Genomic DNA, 24833 nt, shown 5'->3' with positions numbered 1-24833 from the left:
TCATGGTAAAAACCCACACCATTATTCTTTATATGTTCCTTTTGCTGTTGGCATCAGCATGTAAACAAGATAATGGCTCAGAGCCCGTTGTTCTTGCAGAAGTCGGGAATCAGCAGCTTACCAAAGAAGAGGCCAAAGCCGAGATCCCTGCTCATATTTTTGAGTCAGACAGTACATCTGCCTATCTGAATTACCGGGATGAATGGGTGCGAAGGCAGGTTATCTTACAAGAAGCTCAGCGTCTGAACTTCACCCAACGCAAAGGTGTGCAGGAGAAATTACAGCGAATTCGGGAAGAGTACATCCTCCAGGCAGTGCAGGATTACATCATTACCGAATTTGAAGGTGATATTGATGTAAGCGAACAAGAAGCCCGAAACTACTATCAGCAAAACAAAGACAAGTTCACCCTTGATGAACGTTACGTCCGCTATCGTCACCTTATAGCCCGAAGTAATACGGAAGCAGAACGGGCCAAGCGCGATCTGATGAGAGGTATTGAATGGGAAACAGTGGCCCAGGAATATTCCAAATATGCCGATCTTAAAATCAGAGAATCGGAACGCTTCTGGCCTATCTCCATTGCCGGTGGTGATATCTCAATGCTGAACCGTTATCTGAACATCATTGGCCCTTCGGAAATATCTCCCACTTATCGTTCGGGCAATGAATATCACTTTGTTCAGTTATTGGATGAGCGGCCGCAAGGAGATCATCCGGACCTGGACTGGCTGATCGGACAAATTGAAGAATGGCTAACCCTGGAAAAGCGTAAAAGAGCATTCAACACATACGTAAAGAATCTTTATCTTCAGGGGCAGGCTAATAATGAAATTAAAATTCATAACGTTATAAACGAAACGAATACAGCAGTGGACGACTCTACTGTTTCACTGAACCAAATTAATCAATGAAGAATAAATACGTTTTTTTACCCCTCCTTTTTCTATCTCTAATTCTCACATTTAATACTCAGGCTCAACAGCAACAATTAGCTGATCAGATTGTAGCTCACGTTAACGACAACATTATTTTAAAGTCTGAAATTGACCAGAGCGTAGCTGACTATATGCGTCAGGCTCAGGTACAAGGCCAGCAGGTTCAATTTAACAAAGGACTTTGGTTCGACTTTCTTGAATCTGCCATAGATAATTACCTGTTGCTGGAAAAAGCCCAGATTGACTCCATTACTGTTTCTGATGAAGAAGTTGATCTCAGAATGGATCAACGAATTCAGCAGTTGATCCGGCAGGCCGGCAGTGAGCAAGCACTTGAGCAGGCTTTTGGGAAATCCTTGCTACAACTCCGGGCCGATTTCCGCTCTGACTTCCGCGAGCAGATGATTGCAAGTAAAGTACAGCAACAAAAGATGCAGTCTATCTCCATCACTCGTCCTGAGGTGAATGAATTTTTTGAAAGCATCCCCAAAGATTCACTGCCTACTATTCCGGAACAGGTAGCTTTGTCACAAATTGTGATTGTACCTCCTGCAAAAGGTGATGCCGAACAACGAGCCTTCGAATTTGCCCAACAGCTTCGGGATTCCATTGTAACGCATGGCAAGACGATTGAGGAACTAGCCCGCCGTCATAGCGATGACCAAGGCTCAGCCCGAAGAGGGGGCCTGCTTCCTTTAATGGGACTTGATGAATTGGTTTCGGAATACTCTGCAGCAGCCTCTGCCCTTCAGCCGGGTGGAATTTCCAAAGTGGTTGAAACACAATTCGGTTATCACATCATAAAACTAAACCGCCGTGTTGGTGATCAGATTGAAACCAATCATATTCTAATCTCAGTCGATTCTGAAGAGCTGGATGAAGATTATGCGATTGAACGACTGAATGCTATCCGCGACAGTATCATGTCTAATCCTGATGTAAAGTTTGCTGATGTAGCACGGAAGCTGAGTGAAGATCCATCAACTTCCAATCTTGGAGGTAAGATATTTGATCCGCAAAGCGGTGAGCGGCTTATCCCCCTCAACCGTTTGGATCCTGCCATGTACAGAGTTGTACTGCTAATGGATGAAGAAGGTTATATCTCAGAACCAAAGTCGTTTAACCTTCAAAGCCAAAATAAAAAGGCATACCGAATTGTACGTCTAGACCGGCAGATTCCCGAGCACATTGCGAATATGAAGCAAGATTATGAACGTATTAAGAGCATTGCTTTACAGCAGAAACAGTACCGAATTATGCAACAATGGATGAAGGAATTGCGGGATGATATTTACGTAGAGTATAAAATTAACGTCCCTGAAACGGAGAGTAGTTTATGAGCACCGATGTAAAAGATCCGGTTAAGTTAGCGGATGAATTCCATGCGGTTTTTCATCAGATAAAAAAGGAAATTCATAAGGCTGTAATTGGGCAGGAAGACATTATTGACCTTCTTCTAATCAGCCTTTTTTCAAGAGGACATTGTGTCTTGATTGGTGTTCCGGGACTGGCTAAAACACTGCTTATCAGAACATTAGCAGAATCACTGAATCTTACCTTCAACCGAATTCAGTTTACTCCCGATCTTATGCCCGGTGATATAACCGGTACCGAAGTAATTGAAGAGAATAAAGACTCGGGCCGCAAAGAGTTCACGTTCATTAAAGGACCTGTGTTTGCCAATATTGTACTGGCTGACGAGATCAACCGAACTCCTCCTAAAACTCAGGCTGCTCTGCTTGAAGGGATGCAGGAATATCATGTTACCACCGGCGGTAAAACCTATGACCTGGATACTCCTTTCTTCGTATTGGCTACTCAAAACCCGATTGAACAGGAAGGAACCTACCCTCTTCCCGAAGCACAGCTCGACCGATTTATGTTTAATATCTGGGTTGATTATCCTTCTCTTGAAGAGGAAAAGGAAATTGTGAGCAAAACAACGGCCTACCAGGACATCAACATAGAAGCACTGGTTACCAAAGAGAAGATTAAAGAACTTCAGGCGCTGGTGCGTGAAGTACCGGTACCGGATAATGTACTTGATTATGCGGTGGAATTAGTATCTAAAACCCGCCCCGGCACCGATATGGCCCCGGATTTTGTAAATAAGTATATGAGCTGGGGTGCGGGTCCAAGAGCTTCTCAGTTCCTTATTTTAGGCGGTAAAGCAAGAGCGCTGTCACAAGGGCGCTATCATGTTACCGAAGAGGATATCAAAACCCTGGCAATTCCCGTCTTACGACATCGTATCGTAAATAACTACGCCGCTGAAGCTGAAGGTTATACAACCGTTAAGCTGATTGAAATGCTTACAGAAGAATCCTGAACATCATAATGAGGGATTAATGTGGACTTTCAGGGATTCCAACATATACTTCCACCGGCTGTAATTGTAATTCTTTCCATTGCATTGGTGGTTCTTGCATGGGCTTCTTATCGAACGTTCAAAAGTATTCCTTCTATCGGGCGTTGGGGACTTATCACCCTTAGGGGTTCAGCATTGCTTATCGTGCTTTTATTGTTGCTAAACCCCGACTTCTACTCTTCCCGGCAGATTGATGTAAAGCCAACTATTGCGGTGTTTCTGGATAATTCGGAAAGCATCGGGATTACCAAAGGGGATTATGAAGGACTCAATTCATACAATCAGCTCCTGAATACTTTAAATTTTGACGCTATTCCTGAAGTAGAATTCAGATTTTATGCGATCGGAGAACAGATTTCCGATTTTGATCCCGATTCGCTGAGCGCTTCCGAAACCCAAACCAACCTCGCTGAGCCTATTAAGTCTATCCTCGAAATGGAAGAGCAAGTGCAGGCGGCACTTATTATTTCTGATGGTATTATCACTTTTGGACGGAATCCTTCTATTAATGCGGCAAACTCTTCAATCCCTCTTTACACCATTGCGGTTGGCGATACTTCCAGCGTTCAGGATATTTCGATTTCTAACGTCCTTACCAATACCACCGGATATACGAATACCAATCATATAATTGAAGCTGAAATCTCACAATCAGGTTTTGCAAATAATACGGTAATGGTTTCCCTGTTGTCGGGTGATGAAGTGCTTAACGAGCAGCAGGTTAGCTTTGATACAGACAAACAGGTAAAACAAGTGCAGTTTGAGCTTGAACTCACCGAAGAGGGCCTGAAACAATATGAAGTGCGTACCTCTCCTTTGCCTGATGAGTGGACGGAATCAAATAATTCCCGATTGTTCACCATCGATGTTTTGGACAGTAAAGTGAAGATTTTGCATGCGGCTTTTCAAATTCACCCCGATGTAAAAGCCATTCGGTCTGTTATCAACGAAGATGAAAACAATGATTTGTATACTCTTACCTGGCTTGGCGGGAATCGTTATGTAGAAGAAATGCCGGAAGAGGATGAGTTTAACCTGGTTATTGTACATGGAACTCCTCCTTCCGGCCAAAACCTTTCTTTTCTGAATTCCATTACGGATACCCCAACTATCTTTTTTGAACTTAACAGCCGGTCTGACCCTGGGTCTACGGAAATAGAAACTCTCAGGCTCATAAATCCTCAGAATAACCGGGTGGCTCAGGTTCGGTTAAATCAGATACTGGACCAGGATCAACAGCCGATTTTAGAACTTCCGGAGATTAACTTAAACGATACCCCATCCCTTTATTCCGCATTGAGAAGTGAAATTTCTGAACTCCAAACTACGGCATTATACTCCATTAATTATGATGGGATTAATTCTGAATCTCCGGCGATTGCAGTTTTAGAACAAGGGAATATCCGACGGTCTCATGTACTTCCCTGGGGCTGGCACAAATGGGTTCAAAGTACCAACCCCATAGAACGGGAATATGTATCCACACTTATTGTCAACCTGGTTTCCTGGACATCAAGTGATCCGGATAACAGGAAGCTTCGAATTGCTCCGGCTAAAAAAACTTTCAGCACGGCAGAATCACCTCTGATTAACGCAAGCCTTCGTAACGAAAGAGGTGACCCCGAAGCCGAAGGGATTGTAGAAGTTCAGTTGACTTCAGAAACCGGTACCGCCCGATCGTTCAATATGGAAAGCCTTGGGAATGGAAATTACAGCCTTACCCTGCCCCGGCTTTCAGAAGGGTTGTATAGTTTTCGGGCAACAGCCCGGAAGGGAAATCGGGAAATAGCATCACAATCCGGCGAATTTCTGGTGTCAAATTCAAGCTCAGAGCTAACCAATACCATGAGAGATGATGATTTACTGAAATCTATTGCTGCTAACTCTGGCGGGTCATTTTTCCCTTATAACGAGGCCTCGGCTATATGGGATAGCCTCCGGGCTGAAAATGTATTGGAAACACGTACACAAACGGTTGAAAATTACACGTTTCCGGTTCGCTCTTTTTACTGGTTCGCCATTGTTTTGTTAATGTTAGGAAGTGAATGGCTGCTTAGGAAATACTATTCACTGCCTTAGTAGGCTATCCTTTCCACAACCGGATCTTCTCCTTCCACAATAGTTACGATAAAAATATCTCCGTAGGCTTTTTCATCAAGTTGTTTGAAACGTTGTTCTCCTATCGAAAGATTTACCAGTAAAGGAGTTGTGTTCGAATGACCCACAATCAATACTGTTGCCCCTTTATTTGTATCGATAATTGAATGAATAAGAGCTTTGGGGGCATCTAAACCATATTCCTGGATTTCAAGTCCCATACTGTCTGCGATGGGAGAAGCCGTCTCTTTGGTTCTATAGTACGGAGTACTGTAAACGGCTGAGACATTATGTTCTTTAAGTAATATGTCTGCAAGTCGCACCGCTCTGGCTTTTCCTTCTTCACTTAGGTGTGGATTTCGGGTTCCATCGTCCATTTTTTCGGCATGCCGGACGAATATAAGGGTGGTTTCGGAGACCGGACTTTCTGCAGATTGAGCAAAAACATTCAGGGCTAACAGTAATATTCCGGCTATAAGAAAGAGTTTTTTCATAGGGGCAGAAAGGTTAAAAGTTGCGCTAACCTACGGAAGTCTTTCCAAATATGTTTCTGTTTAACATAAAAAAGGCCGCCCTTCCGGCCGACCTTTTTTGACAGTTAGTAATATTTGGGGTATTACTTTCTTGCTAATACAATGATGAGACCTACGATGGTCAACAGGCTCAACCCAAATAAAATGGGAATGAGAAACGACTTGGGCTTGGCTTCATCTCTCCAGGTCATAATTTCAGTATCTATGGTTGAAATCTGATTCATGGTGAGTACTTCACCTTCCTGAACAAATTTACCCCAGTCTTTTTTGATTTTACCATTCCAGAAGTCATAGAAAGCCTGGAAATCAGCGTAGTTTTCATCTGTTATCACTTTTTCACGACTGGCGTCAGTGGCTTTACTTACGAATTGCTCAATAGACTTATAGAAGCTTTCATTGCTGTCAAAGGCTCCAAGATTTACATTATTACTTTCGAGGTAATTATCCATGGAGGCCCACATATTCCTGGAAGCGCTGGCCTTCCAGTCACCCAGCTTATCCTCTATGTTATTTTCCCATTCGGCGGAATTGTTACCGGCATATATACGGGTTAAATCATCACCGATTTGGTTCCATACCTCTGAAAAACGATTCTGAACCACATACATTCTCAAGTAGTCTTCGGTTTGCAGTGCTCCGTTATCAGCTTTCAGAATCTGAATATTCTCTTCTATCACAGATTCAATAACATGAAGAGGGTTATCCTCTTCATGTAAAGCTCTTGGACCGTTTTCTTCAGTAAATTCAGCCAGTGCTTTACCCTGCATATCTTTGTATGTAATGAACAGCGAATCAATCATGTTGAGTACAAATTCATCCCGCTCTTCCATGCTTTTTCGATACCGTTCAACCAGATTTGAAAGGTCGCTTTCGCTTTCTTCAGAAGCTAATATTGCATTTCTGAGTGAATCAGTTCGATCATTTAAGTTCGCGATCTCTGACTTATAAGCCGATAGCTCATTTGAAAGTTGAGCAAGCTTCTCATTTTGATTCTCAATAATCAAAAGCTTGTGTTCCGCAGCTCTGGCTCTTTGTTTCAGCTCTTCGATACTGCTCTCAAATGTTTCAGGATACAGAGCATTGTCCAGAAGCTTATCATGGTCTTCATTATAGTATTCGAAATCTTCAATTTCGATGCGTAAACTGTCAATTTCCTGAACAGTCATCGCCTCACTAATAGAAGATTTGAGTTCTGCATACCGTTCTTCAAAGTTCTTTTTAACCCGGTAATCTGATGTCTGTGCTGATATGGAAACACTTCCCACAGCAAGAGCAATCAATACCAAAGTAGCTTTATAAAACCGTTTCATGATTGTTCCTCCTCTTTATCGTTCTTTTTAATTCCATTCTCATTTAAGCTTAAAATCTCATTGGTATCGACTTTCACCAACTGAACAACGCCATCTCTCATGTTGAAAGCCGGTTCCGGGATTCTTTCTTCTGAAACCTTAATTTTCTTTTTCAGCTTTAACGTACCGCTTCCGGGTTCCATCACGTATACGTTTTTAAATTGATTAGCTGTGATGAAGTAAAAGCCTTGCTCGTTTCTGATCAGTCGCACTTCTTTTATTTGATGGGTGCTGTCATTTTCTCCAAACTCTTTTTTATGAAATGGAGCTACATTAAAGGTAATCCCATGACGGACGTCTGTTACCGTTCCGTCTTCATCCGGAGTTAGTACGGATTCAATTTGGTGGGAGTAATTCACATTTTTGACCACAAACGTCTTGCAGGCTGTGCCTAACATCACGATTGAAGCCAACAAAATAATCGGAATAAGTTTATGGGGTCTCATTTTCGTGTCCTCAATTACTATTAATTGTTCAAGCAATTGTAGTCACGAAAGTGAAAATTGTTCCGGCTATTCGATAAGAATACTTTCTACCGGCACATTTGGGGTGAGTTGATCCCGCCCATTCAGAAACGAAAGCTCGATAATAAAAGAATAGCCTACTATTTCACCACCAAGGCGTTCAACTAATTTAGAAGCCGCTGAAGCCGTCCCTCCTGTAGCAATCAGATCATCATGAATAATTACTTTGGCACCTTCAAAAATGGAATCTGCATGAATTTCGACGCTGTCTTCCCCATACTCAAGTGCATAGGATTCAGATAGTGTTTTTGAGGGAAGTTTTCCGGGTTTGCGAACGGGTACAAAACCAGCGTTGAGATCCTGAGCAAGATTAGTACCAAACAAAAATCCCCGGGACTCCAAACCAACTACATAATCAACCGACTTATTCCGAAATGGTTGAGCCAGCATATAGGAAGTGAGCTCGAGCGCCCTCTTGTCCTGCAACAACGTAGTGATATCCTTAAACTGAATTCCTTCTTTTGGGAAATCCGGAATGGTTCGAATAGTATCAGATATTAAATCTTTTATGCTTTGCTCTACTTTTTTCATTCAAATAGGATTAAGTTCGCGCCAAGGTAGTTAATTTGAATGATGGCAATCAAGTATTATGAGTGAAATTGAAGGACAGGTTTGGCAGAAACATCATCGATTTATGGCACGTGCTTTTATGTTGGCCGAGCAGGCTTTTGATGAAGGCGAAGTGCCGGTTGGGGCCGTCATTGTTCGGAACCAACAAATCATAGGCAAAGGATATAATCAGGTTCAACGGCTGAATGATCCAACTGCTCATGCCGAAATGATTGCAATTTCAGCAGCCTGCGAATCTATGGATGAGAAATACCTGAGTGAATGCACCCTATACGTTACTCTTGAGCCCTGCCCCATGTGTTCAGGAGCTGCAGTTTGGAGTAAGCTTGGGGCGGTTGTTTTCGGGGCAGCGGATGCTAATGCGGGGGGATGTGGAAGTGTGTTTAACATATCCTCTAATAAAAACCTCAATCATCAGGTTGAAGTAATTCAGGGCGTGATGGAAGCGGAATGCGAGCACTTAATGAAGGATTTTTTTAAAGAGCGGCGTAGCAAATAGAATTCCTGATTTTAACTTAAAATTTGTACTATCAGCTGACTATTCGATTAACAGGAGAGCCATTTTAAATAAAACCAAACAAACATGGCTGAAAATCAAAATACAAATGGACCCACAACCTGGTTTTGGGTTGTTGGATGGGGAGCACTTCTCTGGAACTTACTCGGAGTGATGTCATACATTATGACGGTTACGATGAGTCCGGAAGTAATGGCTGAACTACCCGCCGCTCAACAAGAGCTTATGGCAAATACACCCGCTTGGGCTACAGGAGCTTTTGCATTTGCCGTATTTGGAGGCGCGCTGGGTTCACTATCTCTTCTACTGAAAAGAAAAGTTGCTCTACCCCTTTTTATTATTTCCTTTATCGGAATTGTGGTACAAATGTATCACTCATTGTTTATGAGTAATTCTATAGAGGTGTATGGACCCGGAGGAGCGGTAATGCCTGTAATGGTTTTTCTATTCGGAATAGGACTGATTTGGATAGCCAGAAATGCGATATCAAAAGGTTGGCTAAAATAAATACAGGCTGCACGTTACTTCAGTAAGAAGAAAAAAGTACCCCAAAAACCCAAACCCTGTACTCGGGTAGATTTTAAAGAATCGTCAGGTTAAATCATAATTTATTTATGTATTTATGATTTTTTTATACGGACTTACTCGGAGTTGGATTGGAAATGTGGTTTAAAATTACAGACCAGGCAGACTGCTTATCCTTTCATTATCATGTAAAGTCTTTTTTAGCCGCAAGGTAAACCACATGCCATTTTATCTTTACCTTGTGTTCGGATTTTTTATCCCAGTGATCTGTAAGTAGTCTGAATTGTTTTTTAGATAGTGAAGAACCCTTTACACTCTCAGAGGCCCCGATTCTTTTTAAGTGCCGGAAAAAATCCATAGACGAAGCAAACTCCTGGTATAAATCATTTTCATAATAGTCGATTTGCATGGGTCCCATAGACAGTTTCACAACCACTTCTTCCACATCGGGTAATGGATTTGCGGTATGAGGAAGCCCAAGTTCCAGGCAGTTTTGATACCATTGCTCAAAAGAGTGATTCCCCGGAAAAGAACAAAGGAGCAATCCTCCAGGCCGTATAGATTTTGATAGATTCTCTAATGCTACAGATGTATCCTTAAACCAGTGAGGGGCGAAATTGCTGATTACCATCGAGAATTTTTCATCCGTCTGATCAAATTCATCGGCATCCAATACCTGAAACTGAACTTTATCAGTCAGAAGCCCCTCCTTTTCCAATTCAGATTTACAAAACTGAACCATTTCAGGTGAAGCATCGGTAATAAGAAATTCTTTCCCGGGAAAGTGTTTGATAAGTTCACGAGTCAAAAAACCGGTACCACATCCCACTTCAAGAATCGGACCCGAAGGCAAAAGTTCTCTCCAGGGCAATAGCGACGAAATAAGTCCATCAGCTACTTTTCTTTGAATTTCTGCTTCCTGATGATAGGTTTCAGCTGCATTGCCGAATTTACGGGCTACTCTGTTGATGTCTTTTTCTTCTGTAGTTTCCATTGTGCTGAAAAATAGGAATCATTGCACTGATAAACGACCAGCATTCCTGGTGATGAGTAGCTGGTAAGCCGTGTCCTGCCTTCTTTATAAAATGATATACAGCATTTCCTTCCGTAATCTCTGTAAATGACTTTCCGCGGTTGTTCGTCAGAACCTTGTCACTACCACCATCCAGGCTAATGATCGGCTTGCCATTTTGAAGGTTTTGAATATTGAAGGATCCGGTATCCATTTGTTTTAAATCCTTTACCAATAAATCTTTGTCAAATTTTCCTTTTCGGATATACTTGTTTTTGTGGGGGTGAAAAACATTCTTCCAGAAAGCTTGAAGAACATCCTTGGGGTTGTTCTCAAATCCTGAAATCATACTTTGCAAAGCCTTTCTTGATTCCGATCTCTGGCTTCCATCATCAGGATGGAAGCAACGAAAGCCATTGAATATTACAATGCAGGTAGCCTGTTCGATATGCTCTTGAGGACACCAATGCAGACCATAAGAATGCAAGAAAAGAGCTTTGTGTTTTGAACTGCCGGAAAATTTGGGGTGTTTTTCATCCAGAAAATAGCCTTTGTCCGCCGTTTTAAATAAAACGTTATGAGGAAGAATTGCCGGCCAGTTGTTCCAAAAGGTTGAATCAAACCCCCACCCATGGTAGGCAATGATTTCTAGATCAAGCTTTTGTTTCTGTATTTGCACGAACTAATCATTCTTTATTATTTACACTAAGCCGAAGCACAGTCCGAAGCTTCGCTGACTTTTAGCATTCACAAATAACTATTATACACTAAGTTCTAAAACTAAGATGCCGGATCTTCGGATGAAGACATCCAGGTGGAGTCAGACTCAAACGTTCTTCCCATAGCACGAAACTGGCGCACAAAAGGCAGTTTCTTTCTTACACTGGGTGCAAACTGGTTGTAATCGATCATGAATAACCGATTGGTATCGGGATCATAATAAGTGAAATTCACAAACGGACCTCCCATCAGTCCGTTTACCATATACCAGGTTCCGCGGGTTTCATAAGCCAGTAACCTCCCTTTCTGGAAGCTTTCAGTAATAATTGGTCTGATTTCAGGGCGGTTGGTATAAGTTTGAACGTACATGGAATCGCGGGCTCCCTTAATATATTCCTGAGAAAGGGAATCGCGGGTATTGATAATCCATTCATCGTCCAGAAAGGAAATATCATCCACATTGTCTTTGTACCAAATCCACATCCAGCGGTCATTTTGAGGCAGGAACCGGCGATAACTCAGGAAGTTCAGCGTGTCTATGTTCTTGATATAATCATGCTGAAAGCGAACTTTGAACCCTCGGTTTTCCCACAACGAATCTGACAGCTGAGTTTGTTCTTTCTTTTCGTACACAAAATACTCCCAACGCTGCAGCTCTTTTTGAAGCATATTGCTCAACAATGAGTTCTCTGTATTCCTGATTTTCTGAGCCAGAAGTGAATCAGAAGAAGAACTTAATATCAACACATATTGATCCCTATACCATTGATCTTCCACAGGAAAAGCGAAACTTTCGCCATCCTTAACTCGCTGTTCAACCGACTCATCCAGGAAGCCTCGAACCTGTCGTCCGGTATTGGAGTCCTCGTCAATCGGGGCAGCAAAAATTAAATTCTTACTGCTTTTAAGACGATCTAAATGCGATTGAGAACGTATTTGAGTAAACCGAAGATCATAATAAGACTCTCCGTTTGGTACAGTTAACACCCACTTTCCGAAGACCTCTCTGATGGCCTCGGCTGTCTGGCTTTCCCATTTTGTTGAATCCATAACCACGATTACTTCGCGGGTATTACCTTCAGCCAATGGACGGTAATCTCCATCACAAGAGACAAAAAGAAGAGCAACAGCAGAAATGAATAGTGATCCTAACGTTATTCGCATAATGTGTAATTATTTTCCAAATTTCAGTGAGTGAACGAAGGAAAAAAGCTCTGATTGCCATTCCTCATTCGGATAATTTTTCTTGATGGTGTCAATTAAGGCACTTCCGACAATAAAACCATCGGCATTTGATGCGATATCATTTGCATCTTCATGAGATTTAATACCAAAACCTACCATCACCGGGTTCCGGGTAATATTGGTTTTGACCCGCTCAATAAACCGGTTCACCGATTTTGAGACTTCCTCGCCTTCCCGGGCTCCGGTTACCCCCGTAACGGAAACGCAATATACAAATCCCTCCGACTTTTCATCGGCCTGCTTCATACGTTCATCGCTAGTGTTAGGCGCAACAAGGTATATAAGAGATAGTTTAGAATTTTTGGCGTGCTCCTCAATAATTCCACCCTCTTCTATGGGAATATCGGGGATGATGAGTCCATCAACGCCTGCTTCTTCCGCCCCGGCACAAAACTTTTCCACACCATAGCGAAGCACCGGGTTCATATATCCCATTAAAATGATGGGGATTTCCGATTGCTTGCGGACTTCCTTCACCATTTCGAAAATCCTGTCAATGGTAATGCCATTGTTAATAGCTACATCGCTTGAATATTGGATAGTGGGTCCATCGGCTAATGGATCACTAAAGGGCATTCCAAGCTCAATAATATCGGCCCCGTTATTTTTAAAGCCAAGGATCAGATCTACAGTAGCATCTAAATCAGGGAAACCTGCTGTTAGAAAAAGGCTCATCAGTTTAGAGTCTTTACCCTTTTCTTCAAATACCTTTCGAATTCGATTCATTTTTACCTTTATAAATTTTCAGAAATTGTTCCCATATCTTTATCACCGCGACCGGAGCAGTTCAAAATAATAATATCGTCTTTAGAAGTTTTCGGTAAAAGTTTCTCTAACCATGCAAAAGCATGTGCGGTTTCTAAAGCCGGAATTATACCTTCCGTTTTAGATAACAGCTTAACGGCAGCCATAGCCTCTTCATCAGTTACGGCATAATAATTTACCCTTCCAAGATCTTTCAGGTGAGCATGTTCGGGGCCAACACCGGGGTAATCCAATCCTGCGCTGATGGAATGGGCAAGTTCAATTTGCCCTTCATCACTTTGCAGTAAATAGCTAAGCGAACCATGAAGTATACCGGGTGTGCCTTTGCTCATGGTAGCAGCGGTTTGTCCGGAATCGACGCCATAGCCGGCCGCTTCAATTCCTATGATATTCACGTCCTTATCGTCGAGAAAGGGGTAAAAGAAACCAATAGCATTAGAACCACCTCCCACACACGCAATAAGGTGATCCGGGTTTCTCCCTTCGTAATCATGGATTTGTTTCCTCGTTTCGCGCCCGATAACCTCATGGAAATACCGAACCATCATGGGGTAAGGATGAGGGCCTACAACCGATCCAATGATATAAAAAGTGGTATCTACATTGGTTACCCAGTCACGAATGGCTTCATTGGTTGCATCTTTCAGGGTTTTTGAACCACTGCTCACTCCCCTGACTTCTGCTCCAAGCAAAGTCATTCGATCTACATTCAATTTTTGCCGAACCATGTCTTCTTCACCCATATAAACCACACAGTCCAGGCCGAATTTCGCGCATGCTGTGGCCGTAGCTACTCCATGCTGGCCGGCTCCGGTTTCAGCTATGATTCGCTTTTTACCCATACGTCGCGCCAATAGTACCTGGCCAATCGCATTGTTGATTTTATGAGCACCGGTATGACAAAGATCTTCTCTTTTCAGGTAAATCTTGCCCTTACCATAATGTTCGGTTAACCGATTAGCAAAGGTCAGCTTGGTAGGCCGGCCCACGTATTCATCCAACAGAGACTTAAATTCATTCTGGAAGTCTTCATCCTTCTTAGCTTTCTGAAATTCCTGCTCCAGCTCCTGAATAGCCGGTATTAAAATCTCAGGCACGAATTTTCCGCCGAATTTACCATAATACCCCCGCTCATCGGGAAAGGTATATTTCTTTGTTTCAGTTTTTGTATTCATAAATTAACCATTCTGATGGAACACGGATGACACAGATTCAGCAGATTCACATTTTTAAATAAAATAATCAGTGAGCATCCTCTCAATCCATTCGTCTGAGTTCAATTAATCTGCTTCCAAAGACCTCATGAGATGCATGAAGTCTTCAATTTTTCCAAAATCTTTCAGTCCGGGTTTCTGCTCCAGGCTGCTTGAAATATCTACTGCATAAGGCTGAACCGTTTCTATTGCTTCACTGATATTCTCCGCATTCAATCCACCGGAAAGGAAAAACGCAACATCAATATCAGCTTCATTCAGCATATCCCAGTCAAATGATTTACCGGTTCCGCCCCAAAGGCCATCTATTTTTGTATCAAAAAGCAGGTAGTCAGCTACTTCAGAGTATTGATCAATCTGGTGCTTCAATAAATAAGGAACCGTTTCCTCCTGAATATGAATGACTTTAATGATGGGTTTTTCAACCAATTCACAGTATTCTACCGATTCGTCACCGTGCAGCTGCACATAATCCAGTCCGGTTTCTTTAGCTATGCGGTTTACATCATCCAAAGGCTGATTCACGAATACGCCAACTTTTTCAGGGCCTTCAAGCCAGTTTATAATGGCTCCTGCCTCTCCCGGTTCAATATATCGGGGACTTTTCTCATAAAAGATAAAACCCAGATAATCTACCAGAGCACCAGCCGCAAACCGGGCATCTTCAAGGTTTGTAATCCCGCAAATCTTAATTCTTGTTCTTTGGTCTTCTTGTGTCATAAACTTTGATGATCGAACACGGATGAATTGATTCAGCTATGTTCTATATCTTCTCTTTGTAAGCGTTGAAATTCTTCTTCTGTTTGCTCAATTAAATCTTTTACGGCCTGACCGGGGTCATCCTGCCTCATAAAAAATTCGCCGATTAAAGCTGAGTGAATTCCTTCTTTCCGCAATACAGCCAGGTCTTTGCCGGAAGACAATCCACTTTCAGAGACCAATACCGTTCCTTCGGGCGCCTGTTGCAATATCTCAATGCCTCGATGTACATCCACTTCAAAATTCTTTAAGTCTCTGTTATTTACTCCAAGGATATCAACCTGCTCAAAATCTATTCGGTCAAAGTCTTCCTGATCATAACATTCAACCAGAGCATCCAATTCAAATTCTTTGGCGGCATGTAGCAATTCATTGAGCTGGGCACCTTCCGTGATTGCAACGATGATTAAGGCTGCATCCGCTCCATAGGCTTTCGCCTCTTTTATCTGGTATGGATCAATGATAAAGTCTTTGCGCAGTAACGGAAGTTTAACTCTTTTGGATATAGCCTCAAGATATTTCAAGTCACCTTTAAAAAAAGGCTGATCCGTGAGCACTGAAATTGCGGATGCACCTCCCTCCTCGTATCGAAGTGCAATGTCAACCGGATCAAAATCAGGCCGGATGATTCCTTTGGATGGAGAAGCTTTTTTAACTTCTGAAATGATAGAAACGGAATCTGTACCTGACAGAGCATCTTTATAAGAAATGGTCTGTTTCTCAAAACCCTCAAACGAGTTGAAGTCATTAAATGAGACCTTCCTCTTTCGCCTCTCTAAATCTTCCGCCGTCTTTTCTACTATTTGATCAAGTATAGTGCTCATGGTTTAATATTTGAATGTGCCCATGGCATCGTTAGTAGCATCAATAAAGTCATTCAGCATCTTACGTGCTTTACCTGACTCAAGGGCATCCACGGCCAGTTCTTTAGCTTCTTCGAGTTTATCAACTTTACCGGAAGCCTGAATGGCAAAGGTCGCATTTAACAATGCGATATTTTGCTGAGCTTCAGTGGCTTTATTAGCCATAATGCTTGTAAGTATATCAGCATTCTCCTCTTTACCGCCTCCCATCAGGTCATCCATTTCTACTTTGTTAAACCCCATTGATTCCGGATCAAACAAAATGGAGGTAGACACTACTTTATCCTTCAACTCAAAGATCTCGGATTGCGATGTCAGGCTTACTTCATCCAATCCGTCATGAGCGTTAAAGGTGTAGGCGAAATCTGTATCAAGGTTAGCAAGAATGTGAACCATCTTCTCGGCCACCTCTTTACTGAAAGCTCCTATCACATATCGCTGAACATCAGCAGGGTTAACCATGGGACCAAGAATGTTGAAAAATGTGCGAAAGCCTAACTCACGCCGGGTCGGCATCACGTACTTCATAGCCGGATGAAACATGGGGGCAAACATAAAAGCCATCCCGACTTCATCAAAAACCTGCTCAACTCCATCTTTTCCAAGCTCGATGGAAGCTCCCAAATGCTCTAAAACATCAGCTGAACCACACTTACTGGAAGCACTCCGATTTCCATGCTTTATGACCGGAACTCCGGCTGCAGCCGTAATAAAGGAGGCTGCTGTTGAAATGTTGAAGGTACCTGATTGATCGCCTCCGGTTCCGACAAGATCGATAGCTCCTTCAACATTAACGTCTACTTTAACAGCTTTTGAGCGCATCACCTTCACGAAAGCGGTCAGTTCCTCAACGGTTTCGCCTTTGAGTCTCATAGCTGTGAGGAAACCGGCAATTTGCTCCTCAGACACCTCGCCAGACATAATCAGGTTTAGCGCTGTTTCGGCCTCAATCTGAGAGAGGTTTTCAGAAAATGAAAGTTTGTACAGAATACTTTTGAAATCCATTATTGTCGCAACCAGTTTTGAATAAGTTTAGGTCCTTCCGTGGTAAGAATGCTTTCCGGGTGAAATTGAATCCCCTGAATCGGGTATTCTTTGTGGCGAATCCCCTGAATGACACCATCATCAGAATGAGCGGTAATTTCAAGAACATCGGGGATGGTATCCGGATCTAATACCAGGGAATGATATCGGGTGGCTGTAAAGTCTTTCTCAGTTCCTTCAAATATAAATTTATTATTATGTGACACCTTGGACACCTTGCCGTGCATCAGCTTAGGGGCATATATAACCTTTGCTCCAAATACCTCACCAATGGCTTGATGGCCAAGGCAAACTCCTAAAACGGGGGTCTCTTTTCCCATCTCCCTTATAATTTCCTCAGTAATTCCCGCTTCATGAGGGCGACCCGGTCCCGGTGAGATAAGAATCTTTGAAGGATTTAATTCTTTGATCTCCTCGAGCGTCATGGCATCATTTCGAATGACTTTATAATTATCCGTTTCGGCAGCAACCAAATGAACGAGATTGTACGTGAAGGAATCGTAATTATCTATAATCAGAACCATGGTTAAAAGTGCCTCACGATTCCGGTTACTTCCCGGATAGGTTCCATCACAGACTCTGCTCTTACACGGGCTTTCTTACTTCCTTCCCTAAGCACATCATGAACATAATCCAGGTCTTTAGACAGTTCATGGCGCCGCTCTCTTGCTTCACCAAAATACTCCTCAATCATCCCCAACAGCTCTTTTTTGGCATGACCGTAACCATATCCCCCGGCTTTATATTTAGCGGCGATCTCATCCTGCATGTCTTTATCCGCAAATAGCTTGATGAGTGCAAACACATTGTCGTTCTCCGGGTCTTTAGGGTCCTCAAGCGGAGTAGAATCCGTTTCAATCGACATCACCCTCTTCTTCAACGCCTTTCCTTCAGCGAAAATATTGATGGTGTTTTTGTAGCTTTTACTCATTTTACGGCCATCAATCCCCGGTACTACCGCAACTGATTTCACAATATGTTCTTCCGGTAGCTTGAGGTACTCACCATCATAAGTGTGATTGAATTTTCCGGCTAAATCGCGCGTAATCTCAATATTCTGCTTTTGGTCTTCGCCTACGGGCACGATATCCGAGTGGTAAATCAATATATCCGCTGCCTGAAGAATAGGATAAGTAAACAAACCAATATTCGGGCTGAGTCCGGCTGCAATTTTATCTTTATACGAAACGCCTTTTTCCATCAGGGAAACCGGTGTTAAGGTTCCAAGTATCCATGCGAGTTCGGTTACCTGGGGTACATCAGACTGGGCAAAGAATGTCGCTTTATTAGGATCTAAACCCAGCGCTAGGTAATCAAGCGTTACATCAATCGTATTCTGCCGAAGCTGCTCCCCGTCGTTCAGGGATGTCAGAGAATGAAAATTAGCAATGAAGTAGAAGGCTTCTCCCTGTTCCTGCATGGCAATATGCTGTCGGATCGCTCCGAAATAATTACCAATATGAAGCTTACCTGAAGGTTGAATGCCTGATAAAATAGTTTTTGTGTCGCTCATGTATCTGTTTTATTGAATATCTAAAGCTACGCTAAGCGCCTGAATAAGTGCGCCCGCTTTGTTTTGAGTTTCTTCAAATTCTTTGGTGGGATCACTGTCGGCCACAATTCCGGCCCCGGCCTGAATATAGGCTTTGTTATCGGTTACCACCATGGTTCGAATGGCAATACAGGTGTCCATATTACCGGAAAAATCGAAATAGCCGACAGCACCCGCATAAACTCCACGTTTGGTATGTTCCAGTTCATCAATGATTTCCATGGCACGGATTTTCGGAGCTCCGCTTACCGTTCCAGCCGGGAAGCATTGCATCAGCGCATCTACCGAGGTTTGATCTTCCCGCAATTCCCCAACTACATCACTGACAATGTGCATCACGTGTGAATATCGCTCAATCACCTGATTTCGTTCCATTTTTACCGAACCGGCTTTACAAACCCTCGAAAGATCATTACGCCCCAAATCCACAAGCATAATATGTTCGGCTACTTCTTTGGGATCATTCTTTAAATCTTCTTCCAGAGCAAGATCTTCTTCATGGGTCTTTCCACGTGGCCGGGTTCCGGCAATAGGCAATACACGGGTTTCTCCCTCCTGCACCCGAACTAAGACCTCCGGTGATGAACCCACCAGCTGAAAGTCTTCAAAATCCAGATAGAATAAGTACGGAGATGGGTTCACCATCCTTAAAGCCCGGTACAACATAAATGGATCTCCACTCATATCGGCCTGAAAACGTTGGGAAAGTACTACCTGAAAGATGTCGCCTTCATAAATGTATTCCTTCCCCTTCTCTACAATACGCTCAAAGTAATCCTGTTCCATATTGCTCGACAGCGATTCCGTGTCAATGCTAAACGAGCGGTTCTGATAATTGGAATTCAGGGCCGCTGCTTCCATTTGGTCGAGAGCTTGCTGAGCCATCCGGTAGGCTTCCTCAATATCTTTTTCCTCTTCTACAAAAACCGTCTTTATTAATACTACCTGATGTTTCACATGATCGAAAGCAAAGATTTCATCATAAAAAGCCCAAATGGCTTCCGGCAAATTCAGGTCATCTTCTGGTACATCAGGAAGATCTTCAACCAGACGAAAGGTATCGTAGGCTGAGAAACCAACCGCTCCGCCTTTTAATCGGGGAAGTTCCGGCAGTGTGGGTTCAGAATAAGCAGTTGTCAGTTCTTTTAGCTTTTCAAAATAGCCCTGATCAATCTTTTCTGTTGTTCCTTTTGACTCCAGAGTGGTTTCGTCTCCGTCAAAAATCAATTTTTGATAAGGATTTCTACCTATAAAGGAATAACGGGCCAGTTGCTCTCCGCCCTCCACTGATTCCAGTAAAAACGGGAACTCAGCTCCTTCCCGGATATTCATAAAAAGGGAAACTGGGGTAAGTACATCAGCCAATAACCTTCTATAGATAGGTACAGCTGTATATTCTTTACTAAGTTCTAAAAATTGATCTTTGTTCATTTAGTAGCCACTAAAACACGAAAGCACTAAAATTTTGTGTTTTAGAGATTTCGTGGCAATTCAATTAAATAAAAAAACCCACAATTCCGGCGGAACAGTGGGTTTGCTTACATTCTTTTCTATCGTTCAATTTACATACGAGACCCACTGTTAGTTGTAACAACAGGCCACCACCAAGCAATAATTTGAACGATTTGTTTTTTCATAACGCGTCGAATATAACGGCATAGCAAAGTACATGCAATACGAAGTTCCACAATTTATGAAGTTTAAATCCGTATTGGATTTAAGAACCATGAATCCTTACCATTAGAAATAATCTTTTAGCAGCAAAATTATTTTGAAGCACCTATTCATCTACACTACTCTTTTGCTTGGTTCAAGCATCGTGTTTCTCTCTTGTGATTCTACCACTTCACCAAAAGATATATTTGAGGAAAGCCCGGTAATCCAAAGCTTTAATGTCTCGCCTCAAAATGTGCAGTTCACATCTGCTGATGATGGTGTTAAGGACACAACAGTGATAGTCACCTTTTCTGCTGATACAGAGAACCTGCCTGAAGGTGTAGTCCCCAGAATAATTATTACCGATCGGAATTCCCGTCAGGTAGAGTTGCAACAGGATATGGAAATAACATCGACTAATGGTGAATTCACTCTCGAAGTGCCGTTTCAAACCAAAACTACTTTTTTTCAGGATTTTAAGGTGAATGCCATTGTGCAGAATCCTGAAACCAGCCACTTCAACTATGCCACGGCCTCACTTAAGATTACCGGGTTTTCTGAGATTAAGCCGGAGATTTTAGAAGCCAATAATCCTGAAACTGTACAGCGGCCAACCTCTGGAACTGATGTTTATCGGTTTACTGCCAAAGTCACAGATGAAGAAGGAAACGACACCATTCAGGGAGTTTTTGTACGGATATTTAATCGTTCATCCGGAGAGGTTAATAGTTCTCCGTTCACCCTTTTTGATGATGGTGATAACGGAGCGGATATTACAGCTGGTGACTCCGTTTATACGGCAGCATTTCCGGTAAATCCAGAAAGTCAGCTTCAAACCTTTGATCTATATTATTATGCTGTTGATAAAGGTGGTTTGGTAAGCGATACCCTTCAAACAACATTCAGGATTACCGAATAAATGAAGAAATTTCTTGCTGTACTTATTGCTCTATTCCTATCCGTTGCCGTTCAGGCCCAGGTTTATGGTCCATTGAATCCAGATCGCGAAACCACCAACACCATTCGGGTAAATGGAGTTAGTACTATTTTAGCTTTCGGAGATACCGTTTGGGTAAGCCCTTCCCTGAATAGAAATATCAATAATAACGCGGAATGGTTCACTCCTGAAAATGCTGATAGTGTGGTCAACGGCATTGGACGTGTGTATTCGCTGGAGCTTGGACAAGATACCGTTCTTGCAGGACTTGGTTATACAAACACGGAAGCCGAAGGAAGTCCCCAAACCGCATTCGGGTACTATTTTTCAGTGGATGGTGGCGATTCATGGCGTTTTGAACCCCCTGTCCTCGACCCTGACCCTCCTTCAAAATGTTTTTCAGATGACCCTGATTTTGAACGACCATCCAGTTCCGGGGATTACGATCCGGATTGCGATATACAGTTTACCTACGGCGGGATAACTTACAATCGTATTCGTTTTATAGTACCTGAACAAGCGCCGCCCTATGAAGTGGATTTTAAAAATAACGTTGTTTATTCAGCTAATTTCGGGGGCGGGTTAATCAGAAGCCGCGACTTTGGAGATACCTGGGAACGGGTTATACTCCCTCCTGACAATGTTTCTGAAATGACCCCTGAAGATGATTACAGCTGGAGCTCAAATATAATTTTAGCCAATGGTGATGTGGCTCAAATAAACCGATATGATCCAAGAAGTGATTTTGGATTAAATCTTCGTGTATTTGGAGTTTATATTGATTCGCAGAATCGCGTTTGGGTAGGAACAGGCAGCGGGGTGAATGTTTCAGAAAATGCCCTAACAGCCCCAACCGACAGTATTCGCTGGTCTCATATTACATTTGATGGCTCAACCAACGGCCTGATCGGCAATTGGGTAATTGAGTTAAAAGAAGAGCCAGGCACAGGAAAAGTCTGGATGACTAATCGCATCATTGAGTCCGGAGTAGAAGACCAGGGACTAGTATACACCGATGATGGCGGTCAAACATTTACACAAATGCTGATTGGAGAACGCATTAATGATATTGGTTTTAAGGATGGATATGTATTTGCAACCGGAGAAAATGGCTTGTTCATTTCCCCCAACGGTGGAGATACCTGGATAAAATCCCCCCAAATTAAAAGCCCGAATACCTTCATTAAATCAACCGCTGTTTATTACTCGGCTACTTCTACTACCAATCGCATTTGGATCTCTACAAGCGATGGCCTCACCTCTCATGAGTGCTGCTCAGCCAACCAGGTTTTTGATAACTGGGAAATCACCCGGGTTAACTTCCCTCTCAAAGGGGGAAATATCCACGATGAAGGCCGGGATGTAAGCACCTATGCCTACCCCAACCCATTTTCACCGACCGTGCATGAATTGGTGCGAATCAAGTTTGAAGTGGAAAATCAGGGCAATGTGAACATCCGGGTTTTTGATTTCGGGATGAATCTTGTGAGGGAAATTGAAAATGGATCTTTCCCGCCCGGCACTTATGAAGCTGTGTGGGACGGAGTGGACGGTAAAGGCCGGAAGGTAGCTAACGGAGCTTATATTTATGTAATTGAGACGGCAGGAGCTCGTAAAAACGGTAAAATTTTGGTGGTGGATTAATGCAGAATACCTTCACATATATAAATAAAATACGTTGCTTTGTATTTCTGCTTACGTTCGGATTAGTTTCTCCTTCCCTCCTGGCTCAGAACGGTGGCTTTGCCGGAGCCTCATACCGAATGGGCTTCAGCGCCCCGGGAATGGCAATGGGCAACGCTATGAGTGCGGTAACATCAGAAGGTGCTTTTGCTTACTATAATCCCGCACAAGCAGCGCTGGCCTTAGACACCCGCCAGACCGATCTTACCGTTGGAGCGCTTAAATTTGACCGGGTATTTCAAAGTTCAGGCATACACTTACAACTTCCACCAAGTGCAGGGATCTCGTTTAACCTGATGCGTGCAGGAGTCAAAGATATTGACGGCCGAACGGTTAGCGGCTACCCGACAGGTTTATTTACAGTGAATGAATACCAACTGTCCAGCAACTTTGGAATCCGCCTAAGCGAGAAATTTAATGCAGGAGTCGGCCTGAAGTTTAGTATGGCCGACTATCACTCCGAGCTTGATAATGCCTTTACCGTTGGTGTGGATCTTGGGGCTTTATATAGAGCCGGAGAATACCTGAATATCGGTTTTTCAGTGAAAGACCTGTTTGCCAATTATTCGTGGAATGCTCAAAGCTTGTATAATCTGGATCAGGCCCGCGATGTTGTTAATGACTTCCCTACCCGGATTATTTTAGGATTAGCCTACCAGAGAGAACTTTTTACCGTTTCCGCTGATTTCGAGCTACAAAGTTATAGCTCCGAAACAGAAACTACCGAGTTTTTTATTGATAACGGGGTTCCATCCACGATTACTACCACTGAAACCATCAACACCAGCTCCTCCCAAATAAGACTGGGTGGTTCCTGGAAAGCTCATGAACGATTTACTCTACGGGCCGGCTGGACCCTTCCTGAAACCTCAAATATGGACAGCTGGGGACTTAGCAGTGGCTTTTCCATTCATCTTCCATTTGATGTATTTTCTCCTTCCATCGATTATGCCTTTGTGATGGAACCGTACCGAATTTCTAACATGCATGTATTTTCCTTACGCCTGAATTTATGAAAACCGTAATCTTCAGCCTTTTTCTATTCATCAGCAGCTCCGCCCTTCTTGCTCAGGGAAGCGGCTTCGAGATGCTGAGCATTTCTCCAACTCCTTATTCTCTTTCTAAAGCTGAAGCTACCACTTCTATATCTGAAGGATCAGCTTCTATTTTCTCAAATCCGGCTTTATTATCCCTTAATGACTATTCTTCCATTGATCTTGGTTATTCTTTCTGGATTGCTAACGTGAATAACATTTTTGGCGGTGTAAACTTCAAAAACGGGCAAAGAGCGGTGGCTTTTTCATTTTACACCTCCGGAGCTGATGATTATGAAGCCCGAAATAACCCGGGTCCCCCGAATGGTGAGTTCTCTATACAATATATCTCCATCTCTGCAGCTTATGCCTATGATTTTAAGTACTTCGCATTGGGTGGTGCATTTCAATATCTGAATGAAGAAAACTTCACTTACCAGGCCAACGGTTATGCTTTTAATTTGGGGATGGCCAGTGAGTTATTAAATGACCGGCTTCGGTTGGGAGCATCGGTAACCAATTTAGGAGAAATGGAGAAGCTTAATATTAATTCCACCCCTCTCCCTACAAACTTTAAAGTTGGATCATCTGCAGATGTGCTCAACTTCACCCCGCCAAAAAATGATGACCTGCCTGTGTTGGTAACTGCATACGCTGATTTTGTTTATCCTCTGGTAGAAACGGATGACAAAGATTACGCCGATTATACGGTCCCCGGCTCCTATTTTAATTTCGGGCTTTCTTTTAACATAGCCGATGTTTTGGAAATCAGCGGCGGCTACAAAACCCAGAATAATGTTCGTCCGGTTTCATTTGGTGCTGCCTTCACAACCGACGAGATCACCTTCAATTATGCATTAGTTCCTTTCAATACAGGCTATGGAACAGTACATTCCATTGGGATTCAGTACAAATTTTAATAAGGGTA

25 protein-coding genes are annotated in these 24833 nt (G+C 42.8%); 10 read left to right on the top strand and 15 right to left on the bottom strand.

Features of this window, described 5'->3' with window-relative positions; genetic code table 11:
• The first annotated feature begins 2 nt into the window (after positions 1 to 2).
• Genes ABFW99_RS12725 through ABFW99_RS12710 form a run of 4 tightly spaced genes read left to right on the top strand, consistent with a single transcriptional unit; the run spans position 3 to position 5385 of the window.
• Positions 3 to 914 (top strand): peptidylprolyl isomerase, encoded by a 912-nt coding sequence (locus ABFW99_RS12725; protein WP_349353810.1) that lies wholly within the window; start codon positions 3 to 5, stop codon positions 912 to 914.
• A complete protein-coding gene (locus ABFW99_RS12720) occupies positions 911 to 2278 on the top strand; it encodes a peptidylprolyl isomerase (protein ID WP_349353811.1) in 1368 nt (455 codons plus the stop codon). Before ABFW99_RS12725 ends, ABFW99_RS12720 begins: the two co-directional genes overlap by 4 nt.
• Positions 2275 to 3267, top strand: a complete 993-nt coding sequence (locus ABFW99_RS12715) for an AAA family ATPase (RefSeq protein ID WP_349353812.1) — start codon at positions 2275 to 2277, stop codon at positions 3265 to 3267. The genes ABFW99_RS12720 and ABFW99_RS12715 overlap by 4 nt, the downstream gene beginning before the upstream one ends.
• 21 nt (positions 3268 to 3288) lie before the next feature.
• Positions 3289 to 5385 carry a hypothetical protein gene (locus tag ABFW99_RS12710; protein ID WP_440707512.1) on the top strand — a complete coding sequence of 699 codons (2097 nt, stop codon included), beginning with the start codon at positions 3289 to 3291 and terminating at the stop codon, positions 5383 to 5385.
• Here the strand turns inward: ABFW99_RS12710 and ABFW99_RS12705 are convergent.
• The 4 genes from ABFW99_RS12705 to ABFW99_RS12690 form a co-directional block, all read right to left on the bottom strand.
• Positions 5382 to 5897 (bottom strand): SixA phosphatase family protein, encoded by a 516-nt coding sequence (locus ABFW99_RS12705; RefSeq protein WP_349353814.1) that lies wholly within the window; start codon positions 5895 to 5897, stop codon positions 5382 to 5384. The two genes, ABFW99_RS12710 and ABFW99_RS12705, sit on opposite strands and share 4 nt — an antisense overlap.
• Positions 5898 to 6019: 122 nt before the next feature.
• Positions 6020 to 7246 carry a hypothetical protein gene (locus ABFW99_RS12700; protein WP_349353815.1) on the bottom strand — a complete coding sequence of 409 codons (1227 nt, stop codon included), beginning with the start codon at positions 7244 to 7246 and terminating at the stop codon, positions 6020 to 6022.
• Entirely contained in the window at positions 7243 to 7731 is a 489-nt protein-coding gene (locus tag ABFW99_RS12695; RefSeq protein WP_349353816.1) for a hypothetical protein, read from the bottom strand. Before ABFW99_RS12695 ends, ABFW99_RS12700 begins: the two co-directional genes overlap by 4 nt.
• A gap of 66 nt (positions 7732 to 7797) precedes the next feature.
• Entirely contained in the window at positions 7798 to 8340 is a 543-nt protein-coding gene (locus tag ABFW99_RS12690) for an adenine phosphoribosyltransferase (RefSeq protein WP_349353817.1), read from the bottom strand.
• Positions 8341 to 8398: 58 nt separating this feature from the next.
• Here ABFW99_RS12690 and tadA point away from each other — a divergent pair, with 58 nt between their 5' ends.
• Complete coding sequence (gene tadA, locus ABFW99_RS12685; protein ID WP_349353818.1) at positions 8399 to 8878, top strand: tRNA adenosine(34) deaminase TadA; 480 nt, start codon at positions 8399 to 8401, stop codon at positions 8876 to 8878.
• An 84-nt stretch (positions 8879 to 8962) separates the two neighbouring features.
• Entirely contained in the window at positions 8963 to 9403 is a 441-nt protein-coding gene (locus tag ABFW99_RS12680) for a hypothetical protein (protein ID WP_349353819.1), read from the top strand.
• A gap of 202 nt (positions 9404 to 9605) precedes the next feature.
• Here ABFW99_RS12680 and ABFW99_RS12675 read toward each other — a convergent pair whose 3' ends face one another.
• The 11 genes from ABFW99_RS12675 to trpE form a co-directional block, all read right to left on the bottom strand.
• On the bottom strand, positions 9606 to 10415 hold the full coding sequence (locus ABFW99_RS12675) for a methyltransferase domain-containing protein (RefSeq protein WP_349353820.1): 810 nt from the start codon (positions 10413 to 10415) through the stop codon (positions 9606 to 9608).
• Positions 10372 to 11112 carry a hypothetical protein gene (locus ABFW99_RS12670; protein ID WP_349353821.1) on the bottom strand — a complete coding sequence of 247 codons (741 nt, stop codon included), beginning with the start codon at positions 11110 to 11112 and terminating at the stop codon, positions 10372 to 10374. Before ABFW99_RS12670 ends, ABFW99_RS12675 begins: the two co-directional genes overlap by 44 nt.
• 101 nt (positions 11113 to 11213) lie before the next feature.
• Positions 11214 to 12317 (bottom strand): DUF4837 family protein, encoded by a 1104-nt coding sequence (locus ABFW99_RS12665; protein ID WP_349353822.1) that lies wholly within the window; start codon positions 12315 to 12317, stop codon positions 11214 to 11216.
• Between the two features lie 9 nt (positions 12318 to 12326).
• Positions 12327 to 13124: a tryptophan synthase subunit alpha gene (gene trpA / locus ABFW99_RS12660; RefSeq protein WP_349353823.1), complete on the bottom strand. Its 798-nt coding sequence runs from the start codon at positions 13122 to 13124 to the stop codon at positions 12327 to 12329.
• An 8-nt stretch (positions 13125 to 13132) separates the two neighbouring features.
• Positions 13133 to 14338, bottom strand: a complete 1206-nt coding sequence (trpB, locus tag ABFW99_RS12655; RefSeq protein WP_349353824.1) for a tryptophan synthase subunit beta — start codon at positions 14336 to 14338, stop codon at positions 13133 to 13135.
• 105 nt (positions 14339 to 14443) lie between these two features.
• Positions 14444 to 15097 (bottom strand): phosphoribosylanthranilate isomerase, encoded by a 654-nt coding sequence (locus ABFW99_RS12650; protein ID WP_349353825.1) that lies wholly within the window; start codon positions 15095 to 15097, stop codon positions 14444 to 14446.
• A 32-nt stretch (positions 15098 to 15129) separates the two neighbouring features.
• Positions 15130 to 15960 carry an indole-3-glycerol phosphate synthase TrpC gene (gene trpC, locus ABFW99_RS12645; protein ID WP_349353826.1) on the bottom strand — a complete coding sequence of 277 codons (831 nt, stop codon included), beginning with the start codon at positions 15958 to 15960 and terminating at the stop codon, positions 15130 to 15132.
• A 3-nt stretch (positions 15961 to 15963) separates the two neighbouring features.
• On the bottom strand, positions 15964 to 17004 hold the full coding sequence (gene trpD, locus ABFW99_RS12640) for an anthranilate phosphoribosyltransferase (RefSeq protein ID WP_349353827.1): 1041 nt from the start codon (positions 17002 to 17004) through the stop codon (positions 15964 to 15966).
• Entirely contained in the window at positions 17004 to 17567 is a 564-nt protein-coding gene (locus ABFW99_RS12635) for an anthranilate synthase component II (protein ID WP_349353828.1), read from the bottom strand. Before ABFW99_RS12635 ends, trpD begins: the two co-directional genes overlap by 1 nt.
• A 2-nt stretch (positions 17568 to 17569) precedes the next feature.
• Positions 17570 to 18556: a tryptophan--tRNA ligase gene (gene trpS, locus ABFW99_RS12630; RefSeq protein ID WP_349353829.1), complete on the bottom strand. Its 987-nt coding sequence runs from the start codon at positions 18554 to 18556 to the stop codon at positions 17570 to 17572.
• A gap of 9 nt (positions 18557 to 18565) precedes the next feature.
• Positions 18566 to 20026: an anthranilate synthase component I gene (trpE, locus tag ABFW99_RS12625; protein WP_349353830.1), complete on the bottom strand. Its 1461-nt coding sequence runs from the start codon at positions 20024 to 20026 to the stop codon at positions 18566 to 18568.
• 340 nt (positions 20027 to 20366) lie between these two features.
• Here trpE and ABFW99_RS12620 point away from each other — a divergent pair, with 340 nt between their 5' ends.
• From ABFW99_RS12620 to ABFW99_RS12605, 4 genes are read left to right on the top strand one after another with little or no spacing between them, the layout of a single operon-like run.
• Positions 20367 to 21170, top strand: coding sequence for a hypothetical protein (locus ABFW99_RS12620; protein WP_349353831.1), 804 nt, complete (start codon positions 20367 to 20369; stop codon positions 21168 to 21170).
• Complete coding sequence (locus tag ABFW99_RS12615; protein ID WP_440707511.1) at positions 21171 to 22832, top strand: FlgD immunoglobulin-like domain containing protein; 1662 nt, start codon at positions 21171 to 21173, stop codon at positions 22830 to 22832. It begins immediately after the preceding gene.
• On the top strand, positions 22832 to 23887 hold the full coding sequence (locus ABFW99_RS12610) for an OmpP1/FadL family transporter (RefSeq protein WP_349353834.1): 1056 nt from the start codon (positions 22832 to 22834) through the stop codon (positions 23885 to 23887). Before ABFW99_RS12615 ends, ABFW99_RS12610 begins: the two co-directional genes overlap by 1 nt.
• Positions 23884 to 24825 carry a PorV/PorQ family protein gene (locus tag ABFW99_RS12605; protein WP_349353835.1) on the top strand — a complete coding sequence of 314 codons (942 nt, stop codon included), beginning with the start codon at positions 23884 to 23886 and terminating at the stop codon, positions 24823 to 24825. The genes ABFW99_RS12610 and ABFW99_RS12605 overlap by 4 nt, the downstream gene beginning before the upstream one ends.
• Positions 24826 to 24833 lie beyond the last annotated feature (8 nt).

The sequence above is a fragment of the Gracilimonas sp. BCB1 genome (genome assembly GCF_040117685.2).
Classification (GTDB): domain Bacteria; phylum Bacteroidota; class Rhodothermia; order Balneolales; family Balneolaceae; genus Gracilimonas.
Note: the sequence above shows the minus strand (reverse complement) of the source record. Positions and strands in the feature narration are given on the sequence as shown.